This window comes from Bacillus sp. FSL P4-0290 (assembly GCF_037975435.1).
Classification (GTDB): Bacteria; Bacillota; Bacilli; order Bacillales; family Bacillaceae; genus Bacillus; species Bacillus subtilis.
Window position 1 is genome coordinate 4,021,762 of sequence record NZ_CP150253.1, and the last position, 13,052, is coordinate 4,034,813.

Here is a 13,052-nt window from a genome sequence, read left to right on the forward strand (position 1 = left end):
ACCTCACTTTTTATGTTTTTCCTTCTCTATTTCATGCTCTATCCTCGTAATTTGGCGTCTTATGGAATAGACATCGCCCTCTAATGAGTGGATTTTTCCTTCTATGCTTTCGATGATTCCGTTGACTTGATCGCTTTTGATTTGCTGATATGCTTTGTTCATTCCTTCACGAATATCTTCAAACCGCTGAGCATGTGTTCCTCTCCATGCCTCCCGGTTAAGATGAGGCCGGTGAATGAGATGCTGGGCCTCGGAGAATTCGTGTTTGATTTGCCTGATTTCGTGCAGCACTCGTTTTAATTGATGGATCTGTTCCTGCTTTTCATGTAAGTCGGCTTTTACCGAATGTAACAACATTTCACTATGCATGCCGCAACACCTCGTGTTTCTATCAAACTGTGTCAATTCTTTACAATACAGACTATTTTCATATTACATGATGGGTCATATTGGATAAATAGGTAAAAAGGATTGTCTTGAGGAACTTTATACCGGTTCTAAATAGCTAAAAATTCAATTTCATAACTTTGTAAGAGGGAGAATCATCATAATGGGGACTTTTCGTTTAGGTCTTGAACCCCGCAATCACTTCTGTTTTTTCTCTCGCTCAACCATTTCTTATAGTCAATAAAGCTCATAAAAAAGCGCCTTCTCCATCTTATTTAGATCCCCATACAGCCTCACCGTTGCCATTCAAAACACTAAACGTCATGACGTTCTTCTCTCTCACCGAATCCCACTGGCGTAAAAATACCCCGTTATACTTCTTGCCAGCTAACGTGATGTCGGCTGTGTTTTTTCCGGTTTTCTGCCATGTTCCGGTCATTTCCCCGGAAATGGTGTGGTTTTTGTTGAGCTGGATAATGATGGTTTGTTTGATGTCGGCTGAGATGTCTTTTCCGTGCTGGATGAGTTTGTATGTTCCTGTGATATCTTTTTGTTTTACTTCTTTCAGTGTTTCGCCCGCATAACGATAGGGCGCTGCTACCGGCCAGCCGTCTTTATTCATGAACAATTGGTGGACTCTGACTTCGTGTTCCTCACCCCTGCCCGGGAAGCGGGTGTGGAAGATTAAATAGGAACGCCCGGTTTTTTCGTCATAGTATGCGGAGTTGTGGCCTGGTGAGACGTACCCGGTGCCTTTTTCATTTTCTGTTTCAAAAGTGTAGCTGCCCATGAGTTTGACGCCGTATGGTTCGATGGAACGGTCGTCGAAGAATGTGCCTTCTTTGCCGCGGACGTCGAGCATTGGATTGCCTTCTGCATCATAGTAAGGGCCGTCTGGTTTCTTGGAGCGGGCCACACGGATGTTATAGCCGCCTGTTGCATCAAGACCGCCATATGATAGGTATAAGTAGTAGTATTTGGTGTCTGGATTGTAGAGAACATACGGGCCTTCGATTCTGCTGTGGTTGCCGCCGAGCAGTTTTTTGCCGTAGCCCTGCCCAGGAAGCGGGAAGCCCGTTTTCGGATTCATTTCAAGTATGAAAATGCCGCCTGAGTATGATCCGTACACCATCCACAGCTTGCCGTCTTTATCAAAGAAGGTATGCGGGTCGACGACATTCGGGTGTTTGGTTGCGTCATACGGTGTTCCATCGCTGCTTGTGCCTTCCATTCCTGATTTCAAAAAAATGCCTTTGTTTTTGTATGGGCCTTCGATGTTGTCAGCAACGGCAACACCCATGGCGGATCTTGGCGAATCGCCGCGGCAGGCGTTGTAGTACATGTAGTATTTGCCGTCCGCCAGCTGCGTGACGTCAGCAGCCCAAAGAGTATCGGATTGCGCCCATTCGAAGGTTTCTTTTAATTCTTCATAGACATTCGGGATCAGTGGGTTGTCATTGCTTACGCTGGTGGTCAGCTGCTGCCATTGCATGAGGTCATTCGATTTCGCTGAAGCGAGATGAGATCCAAAAACATAATAGGTGCCGTTTGTTTCAATGATGGAAGGATCATGAACGCTGACTTCTTTAAATACGGGTTTTTGTGCATTGGCGGAGTTTGGCAGGGTGAAGGCCATGATAAGAGCTGCAAGAAAACATACATGAAACAATCGGTTGAACATCTAAACAATTCGCCTCTCTTTTTTATTAAATTTTAAACGCTTACATTTTCTATGAAGAAACACCGGCCCTTTAGGAAGGCCGAATGTTTTCATATTCAAACGGATAGGTGATTCCCCACTGTTCCCTTAAATTGTCCATGATGCTCATGACATCCAGGGAGAGACTGATGGTCTGGCTGTCTGTTTGGTGCAGGACTGCTGCTTGTATATCCTCTACTTCATAGTTCAACCCTTTTACAGTTTCTCCTTCTTCAATCAACTCTGTTTTTCCATTGGCATAATGAATCCTTTGACCAAACATTCTGGATTAATAGCATAGATGCTTTTGACTCTCAACGAGTGACACAATCTAAAGAGAGCTATATATTAGTTTTATTTGTTTCTTATATAGGATCTTACTTCCTTTTGGTATTCTAGCCTTTTTACTATACTTTCTGTTTTAGGATTACTGTAAAACAACAATATATAATTATCCCCACCAAATACACAGCATTTTTTCATTTCTAAAACTAAGGTATCAACATTAAAACTAGACTTTTTTTGCTTGTCACTTATTTTTCTAAGCACATTTATAAACAATTTTTTTGCAACTTTTTCTCTTTTTCTTTTTTGTTGGTCTAGTACATTCCTTACTATCATAATACTTGTAACTATTGGGAAACTAATAATCGCAACATGCACTGAAAGCCCTTCTAGGTGAATTTTATTAAATTCAAATATATTAACAGTCATATTAGCTAAATTAACAAGTACAATAATTGAATTAAACATGCTAAGAATATTTATGTATTTATTCAAATTAATTGACGGTTGAAAGATAACTATATATACAAGCAAAAAAACTAAAAGTATTGATGTAAAAAATATTGTGTTTATAAGAACTTCGATTGAAATAACCAGATTCTCATTGTGAATTTTTAAATATTCTATTACAAAAGGAAGAATAAAATCTTTTAGCTTTTCCGATATTTGACCTAAGTATTCAAAAAATTGCAGAACTAATAGAAGCTGAAGCAGTGGCTCGAATATTAGTCTAAATGAAATAATTATTATTCTTTCCATATTACCTTTACTTCTTTTTTGCATGTGCCTAAAAAAGGTAACTAATAAATAGAAACACAAAAAGCCTTCAATGTATTTCATAAATATATGATCTTGATGAAAATATAATATAATTACATTAATAATAACCAAAAAGGTTGTCGTAATAGAAAGTTTAATTTCTTTAAATTTTTTTTGGTACTCCTTAGTGTTATCAATAAAATAATAATCAAGTAATTTGTTACTTGTTGTATACATAGTATAGATATATTTACAACGAAAAAAGATTAATAAACAAACAATCAGGATTAATATTACACTAATAAACAATTTTAAGAGAGCCTCAAAAAAGTTGCTCTGAAAATCAGGCACAAAATAATTTTCAATTATTACTGGTATAAACAAAATATAGAAAAATCGGAGATCTGAGACTATTGTTAATATTCTGGCTAAACTATTCAAAACTAAAAAACTCCTTTAATCCTTAGTTAATAACATAATTATACAATAAAATAAAAGACAGATCGTTACAAATTATGATCTGTCTTTTAGTCTTATCTTTTAATTCCTTAATTAATGTATGAATCAGCTTCGGCACCTTCAGCTCTGCTGCGATACGGATATTGTCACATACTTTCGCGATGACTTCATCGACATTTTCCTGGTAGGCATAAAGCGTAACGAGAGGTTCGCCTTTTTCAACCTTGTCGCTATTCACAAGATTGATAGTCTTGTTACGAAAGTCCCACGTGAAAGAAACCCTTTTAATAGCTTCCAGTTTGTCAATTGTTCCTCCCGTATGTCCAAGACCGCGGTCGGAGTTTTTCGAATTCAAACGGATAGGTGATCCCAGCGCGGCTATTGTAATCTCCGCATGAACTTCAGAAACGATTAGATCAGGTGCCAATCTCGGGGGCATAGATCAGTTCGATGATGTTGCGGACTTTTGGAATGTTGTATGGTGAAGCTTCTATATCACATTACCAATCTACCATGATAAAGAATGTAAAAAAACTTTTGACTTCTGTGAAATAAACACTTAATATAATACTCAGTTAATAGTTATCAGAATATTTCAGAATTGAGTGATTCATATATGACATTACACAAAGAGCGTCGGATCGGCCGGCTGTCTGTTCTCCTGCTGCTGAATGAGGCGGAAGAAAGTACGCAGGTTGAGGAGCTGGAGCGAGACGGATGGAGGGTCTGTCTTGGCAAGGTAGGATCAATGGACGCGCATAAAGTAGTAGCCGCAATTGAAACCGCTTCCAAAAAGAGCGGTGTCATTCAATCTGAGGGTTATCGGGAGTCACATGCGCTTTATCATGCGACGATGGAAGCTTTGCATGGCGTGACCAGAGGTGAAATGCTGCTGGGATCGCTGCTTAGGACGGTGGGCTTGAGGTTTGCCGTTTTGAGGGGAAATCCTTATGAAAGTGAAGAGGAAGGCGATTGGATTGCTGTCTCGCTTTACGGAACAATCGGGGCGCCGATTAAAGGTCTTGAGCACGAGACATTCGGTGTTGGAATTAATCACATATGAAACAGCCCATAGATCTTAGACGATAGGGGGCTATGCGTGAAAACAGAAGTTCACAGCATAGCTCCTTTTTGTATGGGCGCTTTACCAAAGTAAAGAAAAAGGAGTTGGGCTTATGGTGACTTTAGACGGTTCTTCATTGACAACAGCCGACGTCGCTCGTGTGCTGTTTGATTTTGAGGAGGCAGCGGCTTCTGAGGAAAGTATGGAGCGCGTGAAAAAAAGCAGAGCAGCAGTGGAACGGATTGTACGCGACGAAAAGACAATCTACGGCATCAACACCGGATTTGGCAAATTCAGCGATGTCCTGATTCAGAAAGAAGACTCGGCGGCGCTGCAGCTGAATTTAATCCTTTCTCATGCCTGCGGAGTCGGCGACCCTTTTCCTGAGTGTGTTTCAAGGGCAATGCTGCTTTTGCGCGCCAATGCGCTGTTAAAAGGCTTTTCCGGTGTCCGCGCTGAGCTGATCGAACAGTTGCTTGCTTTTTTAAATAAACGCGTCCATCCTGTCATCCCCCAGCAAGGATCACTTGGCGCAAGCGGAGATCTGGCGCCGCTTTCCCACCTGGCGCTTGCGCTGATCGGACAAGGAGAAGTCTTTTTTGAGGGGGAAAGAATGCCGGCAATGACAGGCTTGAAAAAAGCAGGTATTCAACCGGTAACGCTGACATCCAAGGAAGGGCTTGCCTTGATTAACGGGACTCAGGCCATGACTGCAATGGGGGTGGTCGCCTACATCGAAGCTGAGAAACTAGCCTATCAAACAGAACGCATTGCCAGCTTAACGATTGAGGGGTTGCAGGGAATTATCGATGCATTTGACGAGGATATTCACTCAGCCCGCGGCTATCAGGAGCAGATCGATGTCGCAGAACGAATTCGCTTTTATCTATCTGATAGCGGCCTGACAACCTACCAGGGAGAACTGCGGGTTCAGGATGCCTATTCATTGCGCTGTATTCCGCAAGTACACGGTGCGACTTGGCAGACACTAGGCTATGTCAAAGAAAAATTAGAGATTGAAATGAACGCAGCTACAGACAATCCCCTCATTTTCAATGACGGTGACAAAGTGATTTCCGGCGGAAACTTTCACGGACAGCCGATCGCCTTTGCCATGGATTTTCTGAAAATCGCAATATCAGAGCTTGCGAATATCGCAGAGCGCCGGATCGAACGACTTGTGAATCCGCAGTTGAATGACCTGCCGCCGTTCCTGAGCCCTCATCCCGGTCTGCAATCCGGTGCAATGATCATGCAGTACGCCGCGGCCTCACTCGTTTCTGAAAATAAAACACTGGCCCATCCTGCAAGTGTGGATTCCATTCCGTCATCCGCCAACCAAGAGGACCATGTCAGCATGGGAACCATCGCCGCTCGGCATGCTTATCAGGTGATCGCAAATACAAGGAGAGTCATTGCGATCGAAGCGATTTGCGCATTGCAGGCTGTTGAATACAGAGGCATAGAACATGCAGCGTCCTATACGAAACAGCTTTTTCAGGAAATGAGAAAAGTCGTGCCGTCCATTCAGCAGGACCGTGTTTTTTCCTATGACATTGAACGCTTGACTGACTGGCTGAAGAAGGAATCTTTAATACCTGATCATCAGAATAAAGAACTAAGGGGGATGAACATATGACTGATGTAAAAAAATCAATCCGTGCCAACAGAGGAACAGAGCTTGAATGCTTAGGATGGGAGCAAGAGGCAGTGCTTCGGATGCTTCGAAACAACCTTGATCCAGAAGTCGCCGAGAAGCCGGAGGACCTCATCGTATATGGCGGGATCGGCAAAGCCGCACGGGATTGGGACGCTTTTCACGCCATTGAGCATTCCTTGAAAACATTAAAAAATGATGAAACATTGCTCGTGCAATCCGGTAAGCCTGTTGGCATGTTCCGTACACACCCGCAGGCCCCGCGCGTGCTCCTAGCAAATTCTGTTCTTGTTCCGAAGTGGGCAGACTGGGAGCATTTCCACGAACTTGAGAAAAAAGGGTTAATGATGTACGGACAGATGACGGCTGGCAGCTGGATTTACATTGGCTCACAAGGCATATTGCAAGGAACCTATGAAACCTTCGCTGAGCTGGCGCGACAGCACTTTGGGGGCAGCTTAAAAGGAACGTTGACGCTGACAGCGGGTCTCGGCGGAATGGGAGGCGCACAGCCGCTGTCTGTCACGATGAATGAAGGCGTCGTCATTGCTGTCGAGGTTGACGAGAAACGCATCGACAAGCGGATGGAAACAAAATACTGCGATCGAAAAACAGCATCGATTGAGGAAGCCTTAGCTTGGGCTGAAGAGGCAAAGCTGGCAGGAAAACCTTTGTCCATTGCGCTTCTCGGAAACGCGGCTGAGGTGCATCACACACTTTTGAACCGAGGCGTCAAAATTGATATTGTGACAGATCAGACATCTGCCCATGACCCTTTAATCGGTTATGTTCCCGAAGGCTACTCCCTTGATGAAGCTGACCGTTTGCGTCAAGACAATCCAGATCTTTACGTGCGCCTTGCGAAGCAAAGCATGAAAAAACATGTCGAAGCCATGCTGGCCTTTCAGCAAAAGGGCTCTATTGTATTTGACTACGGCAACAATATCCGGCAAGTCGCAAAGGATGAAGGGCTGGAGAATGCCTTCGATTTTCCTGGGTTTGTCCCTGCCTACATCCGCCCCTTATTCTGTGAAGGAAAAGGGCCGTTCCGCTGGGCGGCGCTTTCCGGAGATCCGGCAGATATTTACCGTACGGATGCGTTATTAAAAGAGCTGTTCCCGACAAATAAAGCCCTTCACCGCTGGATTGATATGGCACAGGAAAAAGTCACCTTCCAAGGCTTGCCGTCCCGTATTTGCTGGCTTGGATATGGAGAACGAAAAAAGATGGGCCTCGCCATTAACGAGCTGGTTAGAACCGGGGAGCTAAAAGCGCCTGTCGTTATTGGGAGAGATCATTTGGACTGCGGGTCTGTCGCCTCTCCAAACCGGGAGACAGAAGCGATGAAAGACGGAAGTGACGCTGTTGGTGATTGGGCTGTGCTAAATGCGCTTGTCAACACGGCGGCGGGTGCAAGCTGGGTTTCCTTCCACCATGGCGGCGGCGTCGGAATGGGCTATTCCCTGCATGCCGGCATGGTTGCAGTGGCCGATGGAAGTGAGCTGGCTGACGAGCGGCTCGCGCGGGTCTTAACGAGCGACCCAGGAATGGGCATTATCCGTCATGCGGATGCGGGTTATGAACGTGCCGTTGAAGTAGCGAAGGAACAGGACATTATCGTGCCGATGCAAAAATAAAGGAGTGATGACATGCCAAAGCAAATTGATACGATTCTCATCAACATCGGTCAGCTTTTGACGATGGAAAGCAGCGGTCCGCGGGCAGGCAAAAGCATGCAGGATCTTCATGTGATCGAAGACGCTGTTGTCGGCATCCATGAACAGAAAATTGTGTTCGCCGGACAAAAAGGGGCTGAAGCCGGTTACGAGGCAGACGAAATCATTGACTGTTCGGGACGCCTTGTAACGCCTGGCCTCGTTGATCCGCACACCCATCTTGTATTTGGCGGATCTCGTGAAAAGGAGATGAACCTTAAGCTTCAGGGCATTTCATATTTGGATATTCTGGCGCAGGGCGGCGGGATTCTGTCTACAGTCAAGGATACCAGGGCGGCTTCAGAAGAAGAGCTGCTGCAAAAAGCCCATTTTCATCTGCAAAGAATGCTGTCCTACGGCACAACCACAGCAGAAGTGAAAAGCGGCTACGGCTTGGAAAAAGAGACAGAGCTCAAACAGTTGCGTGTCGCAAAGAAACTGCATGAAAGCCAGCCTGTTGACCTTGTTTCCACATTTATGGGAGCCCATGCGATTCCTCCCGAATATCAAAACGATCCAGATGAATTTCTGGATCAAATGCTTTCCCTTTTGCCGGAAATCAAAGAGCAGGAGCTCGCCAGCTTTGCTGATATTTTTACAGAAACAGGCGTTTTTACAGTCAGCCAATCCCGCCGTTATTTACAAAAAGCAGCTGAGGCAGGCTTCGGATTAAAAATACACGCAGATGAAATCGATCCGCTTGGAGGTGCTGAATTAGCAGGTGAGCTAAAGGCCGTCTCAGCCGACCATTTGGTAGGTGCATCGGACGAAGGCATAAAGAAATTGGCTGAGGCAAGAACGATCGCCGTCCTCTTGCCGGGCACGACATTTTATCTTGGCAAAAGCACATACGCCAGGGCTAGAGCTATGATTGATGAAGGTGTATGTGTCAGCTTGGCAACGGATTTTAATCCTGGCAGCTCGCCGACTGAAAATATCCAGCTGATTATGTCCATTGCCGCGCTTCATCTGAAGATGACTGCAGAAGAAATATGGCACGCGGTCACAGTCAATGCCGCATACGGCATAGGGAAAGGAGAAGAAGCCGGTCAGCTCAAAGTCGGCCGCTCAGCTGATCTAGTCATTTGGCAAGCCTCGAACTATATGTATATTCCGTATCACTACGGGGTCAATCATGTACATCAAGTCATGAAAAACGGAACAATTGTTGTCAACAAGGAGGGAGCCATTCTTGGATAAGTACCCTTTTCTCAGAGAGGCCGGATCTTCGTTTAAAGACCGGGATGTCACAAAAATGAGCGACCTGATCGCAACATGGGACGGCCAGGACATTAAGGGACCGGCGTTGATAGGTGTCCCCCTATCAAAATCCTCCATCAGTCATTCAGGCGCTTCCTTTGCACCCGGAACAATACGCCAGGCTCTGAAACATTCATCAGCCTATTCTGCTGAGCTTGGAGAGCACGTCGTATCAGAGCTTCTATATGATCTGGGGGATATCGATATTCATGTCACTGATATCGTAAAGTCACATCATCACATTTTCCAAACCATGCACGCTCTGCTTTCGGATCATCCGGATTGGGTGCCGCTCATACTTGGGGGAGATAACTCTATCAGCTACTCCACCATAAAAGCGATAGCACAAACGAAAGGAACGACAGCGGTGATTCAATTTGATGCCCATCACGATGTACGCAATACGGAGGACGGGGGGCCGACAAACGGCACCCCCTTCCGCCGCCTTTTGGATGAAGAGATCATTGAAGGTCAACATTTGATCCAGCTGGGTATCAGAGAATTCAGCAACAGCCAGGCCTATGAAGCATATGCAAAAAAACATAGCGTGAACATTCACACGATGGACATGATCCGCGAAAAAGGACTAATCCCAACGATAAAAGAGATTTTGCCTGTTGTTCAAGATAGAACAGATTTCATTTTTATATCTGTTGACATGGATGTCTTAGACCAGTCCCATGCACCCGGCTGTCCAGCGATTGGCCCGGGCGGCCTCTATACAGACGAATTGCTTGAAGCAGTCAAGTACATCGCACAACAGCCCAATGTTGCCGGGATTGAAATTGTTGAAGTCGATCCTACCCTCGATTTTCGAGATATGACAAGCAGAGCTGCAGCTCATGTTCTGTTACACGCATTAAAAGGAATGAAACTCTCCCCATTCAAGTGATCTTCTGGCAGGTTGTATTTTGGGTATAGGAAACTCATCTGCCTAATGAATGGCAGCTAAAAGGAGGGCGAGACAGTGAATCTTCAGGAGAACAGCAGCCAACAGCTAAAACGCACAATGAAAAGCAGGCACCTATTTATGATCTCATTGGGAGGCGTCATAGGCACAGGACTTTTCCTCAGTACGGGCTATACGCTACATCAAGCCGGACCCGGCGGTACGATACTCGCTTATGTAATCGGCGGGTTGATGATGTACCTCGTCATGCAATGTCTCGGCGAATTGTCGGTTGCCATGCCGGTGACCGGCTCTTTTCAAAAATATGCTACAACATTTATCGGTCCATCTACCGGTTTTATGGTCGGCATCATGTACTGGATCAATTGGGTGGTGACGGTAGGCTCTGAGTTTACCGCATCCGGTATTCTCATGCAGCGCTGGTTCCCTGACAGCAGTGTATGGATGTGGAGTGCGATTTTTGCAGCCCTTCTTTTTATATGCAACGCATTTTCAGTTAAGTTATTTGCGGAAACTGAATTTTGGTTTTCCAGCGTAAAGATTGTCACCATTATTTTATTTATCATTTTAGGAGGAGCCGCCATGTTTGGCCTGATCTCTTTAAACGGAACGGCGGATGCTCCTATGTTGTCAAACTTCACAGATCATGGCGGGTTGTTTCCAAATGGCTTTCTCGCCGTTTTTATCGCGATGATATCTGTGAGCTTCGCCTTTTCCGGTACAGAGTTAATCGGCGTTACAGCAGGAGAATCAGCAAATCCTCAAAAGGATATACCGCGATCCATCCGTAATGTCGCATGGAGAACCGTGATTTTTTTCATTGGCGCTGTCTTCATATTATCCGGGTTGATTTCTTGGAAGGACGCAGGCGTGATTGAAAGCCCGTTTGTAGCCGTATTTGCGGAGATCGGAATCCCTTACGCTGCTGATATTATGAATTTCGTGATATTAACAGCCTTGCTGTCCGTCGCCAATTCAGGCCTATATGCTTCAACCCGTATGATGTGGTCGTTAGCAAATGAAAACATGATCAGCTCCCGTTTTAAGAAAGTGACCTCTAAAGGCATTCCTTTAAATGCCTTAATGATCAGTATGGCTGTATCTTGTTTATCTCTCGTTTCCAGTATCGTGGCCCCTGGAACTGTCTATGTGGTGATGGTCGCAATTGCTGGATTTGCAGGAGTCGTGGTCTGGATGAGCATTGCCTTGTCCCAGCTCTTGTTTCGAAAGAGATTTTTGAAAAAAGGGGGGAATGTAAAAGATCTGACATTTCGCACGCCGCTTTATCCTCTTATGCCTATAGCCGCTCTCTTATTATGTTCTGCTTCTTGTATCGGTCTTGCTTTTGATCCCAATCAAAGAATCGCACTTTTCTGCGGAGTTCCTTGTATCATCCTTTGCTATCTGATCTACCATTTCAAAAGAAATGTTACAAAAGCGAAAAAAATCAACCAAGAGGAATATCAGGCTGATCACATCCTGTAATCAAAAAAGCACACCCCGCTCAGGATGGGATGTGCTTTATTTTTTATTCTGTAATTAACGTATGAATCAGCTTCTGCGCCTTCGCTTCCGCAGCGATGCGGATGTTGTCATAGACTTTTGCGATGACTTCATCAACGTTTTCGCGGTTGGCGTAAAGCGTCACGAGCGGTTCGCCTTTTTCTACTTTGTCCCCGACCTTTTTGCGGAGCATGATGCCGACGGCTAAATCGATCTCATCTTCTTTTGTGGCGCGACCGGCACCTAACAGCATCGCTGCGACGCCGATTTCGTCCGCAACGATTTCAGAGACGACACCCACTTCTTTGGCGGGCACATCAATTTGATATGCGGCTTGCGGAAGCTTAGACGGATCGTCAACAATTGAGCTGTCGCCGCCTTGGTTTTTCAGGAAATCCTTGAATTTCTCAAGTGCTTTGCCGTTTTTCATGACTTCTTCCAGCTTCGCTCTTGCTTCGTCCAATGTATCGGCTTTTTTCGCAAGCACAACCATCTGGCTGCCGAGCGTTAAGACAAGCTCATGAAGATCCTCAGGTCCCTCGCCTTTGAGTGTGTCGATCGCTTCTTTGACTTCAAGCGCATTTCCGATCGCAAAGCCCAGCGGCTGGGACATGTCTGAAATGACAGCCATTGTTTGACGGCCGACGTTATTTCCGATGCGTACCATCGCTTTGGCAAGTTCAGCTGCGTCTTCTTCTGTTTTCATGAAGGCGCCCGCACCCGTTTTTACGTCAAGCACGATGGCGTCCGCCCCGGCAGCGATTTTTTTGCTCATAATCGAGCTTGCAATGAGCGGAATGGAATTGACCGTTCCCGTTACATCACGAAGCGCGTACAGTTTTTTATCAGCCGGCGTTAAATTGCCGCTTTGGCCGATGACCGCAACCTTGTCGCGGTTCACAAGTTTAATAAATTCATCCTTCGTCAGTTCCACGTGGAAGCCGTCGATTGCCTCTAACTTATCAATCGTGCCGCCCGTATGGCCGAGGCCGCGGCCGGACATTTTGGCAACCGGCACATCAAGAGCCGCAACAAGCGGGGCGAGAACGAGCGTTGTCGTGTCGCCGACGCCGCCGGTGGAGTGTTTATCCACTTTAATTCCTTCAATGGCAGAAAGATCAATCGTTTCACCGGAGTTCACCATAGCCATCGTCAAGTCCGCGCGTTCACGGTCACTCATATCCTGGAAGAAAATCGCCATAGCAAGCGCGCTTGCCTGATAATCAGGAATGCTTCCGTCTGTATAGCCGTTCACGAAAAATTGAATTTCTTCAGTGGTGAGTTCTTTTCCGTTTTGTTTTTTGATGATGATATCTACCATTCTCATGTTTGGTCACCGATCCTTTTCGATTAAG

The 13,052-nt window shown here is 45.5% G+C and carries 11 protein-coding genes and 1 pseudogene; 6 read left to right on the plus strand and 6 right to left on the minus strand.

Annotated elements, in window-relative coordinates:
• Positions 1 to 3: 3 nt before the first annotated feature.
• The 5 genes and pseudogenes from MKY10_RS21035 to deoA all read right to left on the minus strand — a co-directional run.
• On the minus strand, positions 4 to 369 hold the full coding sequence (locus MKY10_RS21035; protein ID WP_015714992.1) for a DUF5082 family protein: 366 nt from the start codon (positions 367 to 369) through the stop codon (positions 4 to 6).
• A 289-nt stretch (positions 370 to 658) separates the two neighbouring features.
• Entirely contained in the window at positions 659 to 2,068 is a 1,410-nt protein-coding gene (gene abnB / locus MKY10_RS21040; RefSeq protein ID WP_339225991.1) for an arabinan endo-1,5-alpha-L-arabinosidase AbnB, read from the minus strand.
• Between the two features lie 70 nt (positions 2,069 to 2,138).
• Positions 2,139 to 2,327, minus strand: coding sequence for a hypothetical protein (locus MKY10_RS21045; RefSeq protein WP_236833408.1), 189 nt, complete (start codon positions 2,325 to 2,327; stop codon positions 2,139 to 2,141).
• Between the two features lie 113 nt (positions 2,328 to 2,440).
• Positions 2,441 to 3,571, minus strand: a complete 1,131-nt coding sequence (locus MKY10_RS21050; protein WP_024572283.1) for a hypothetical protein — start codon at positions 3,569 to 3,571, stop codon at positions 2,441 to 2,443.
• A 103-nt stretch (positions 3,572 to 3,674) separates the two neighbouring features.
• Positions 3,675 to 3,818, minus strand: a pseudogene (gene deoA / locus MKY10_RS21055) (pyrimidine-nucleoside phosphorylase); the annotation flags it as partial.
• A 387-nt stretch (positions 3,819 to 4,205) separates the two neighbouring features.
• Between deoA and hutP the strand changes: the two are divergent.
• The 6 genes from hutP (at position 4,206) to MKY10_RS21085 (ending at position 11,679) form a co-directional block, all read left to right on the plus strand.
• Entirely contained in the window at positions 4,206 to 4,652 is a 447-nt protein-coding gene (hutP, locus tag MKY10_RS21060; protein WP_048655061.1) for a hut operon transcriptional regulator HutP, read from the plus strand.
• A gap of 112 nt (positions 4,653 to 4,764) precedes the next feature.
• Positions 4,765 to 6,291 carry a histidine ammonia-lyase gene (gene hutH, locus MKY10_RS21065; protein WP_048655062.1) on the plus strand — a complete coding sequence of 509 codons (1,527 nt, stop codon included), beginning with the start codon at positions 4,765 to 4,767 and terminating at the stop codon, positions 6,289 to 6,291.
• Positions 6,288 to 7,946: a urocanate hydratase gene (gene hutU, locus MKY10_RS21070; RefSeq protein WP_048655063.1), complete on the plus strand. Its 1,659-nt coding sequence runs from the start codon at positions 6,288 to 6,290 to the stop codon at positions 7,944 to 7,946. The genes hutH and hutU overlap by 4 nt, the downstream gene beginning before the upstream one ends.
• A 12-nt stretch (positions 7,947 to 7,958) precedes the next feature.
• Positions 7,959 to 9,224, plus strand: coding sequence for an imidazolonepropionase (gene hutI / locus MKY10_RS21075; RefSeq protein WP_048655064.1), 1,266 nt, complete (start codon positions 7,959 to 7,961; stop codon positions 9,222 to 9,224).
• Positions 9,217 to 10,176 (plus strand): formimidoylglutamase, encoded by a 960-nt coding sequence (hutG, locus tag MKY10_RS21080; protein ID WP_048655066.1) that lies wholly within the window; start codon positions 9,217 to 9,219, stop codon positions 10,174 to 10,176. Before hutI ends, hutG begins: the two co-directional genes overlap by 8 nt.
• A gap of 75 nt (positions 10,177 to 10,251) precedes the next feature.
• Positions 10,252 to 11,679: an amino acid permease gene (locus tag MKY10_RS21085; RefSeq protein ID WP_048655067.1), complete on the plus strand. Its 1,428-nt coding sequence runs from the start codon at positions 10,252 to 10,254 to the stop codon at positions 11,677 to 11,679.
• A gap of 43 nt (positions 11,680 to 11,722) precedes the next feature.
• Here the strand turns inward: MKY10_RS21085 and MKY10_RS21090 are convergent, their stop codons facing one another.
• Positions 11,723 to 13,024, minus strand: coding sequence for a pyrimidine-nucleoside phosphorylase (locus MKY10_RS21090; protein WP_048655068.1), 1,302 nt, complete (start codon positions 13,022 to 13,024; stop codon positions 11,723 to 11,725).
• Positions 13,025 to 13,052: the final 28 nt, after the last annotated feature.

Coding starts and splice junctions, on each gene's coding strand:
- hutI (WP_048655064.1), top strand. CDS start 7,959: ATGCCAAAGCAAATTGATACGATTCTCATCAACATCGGTCAGCTTTTG.
- hutP (WP_048655061.1), top strand. CDS start 4,206: ATGACATTACACAAAGAGCGTCGGATCGGCCGGCTGTCTGTTCTCCTG.
- hutU (WP_048655063.1), top strand. CDS start 6,288: ATGACTGATGTAAAAAAATCAATCCGTGCCAACAGAGGAACAGAGCTT.
- hutH (WP_048655062.1), top strand. CDS start 4,765: ATGGTGACTTTAGACGGTTCTTCATTGACAACAGCCGACGTCGCTCGT.
- MKY10_RS21035 (WP_015714992.1), bottom strand. CDS start 369: ATGCATAGTGAAATGTTGTTACATTCGGTAAAAGCCGACTTACATGAA.
- abnB (WP_339225991.1), bottom strand. CDS start 2,068: ATGTTCAACCGATTGTTTCATGTATGTTTTCTTGCAGCTCTTATCATG.
- MKY10_RS21090 (WP_048655068.1), bottom strand. CDS start 13,024: ATGAGAATGGTAGATATCATCATCAAAAAACAAAACGGAAAAGAACTC.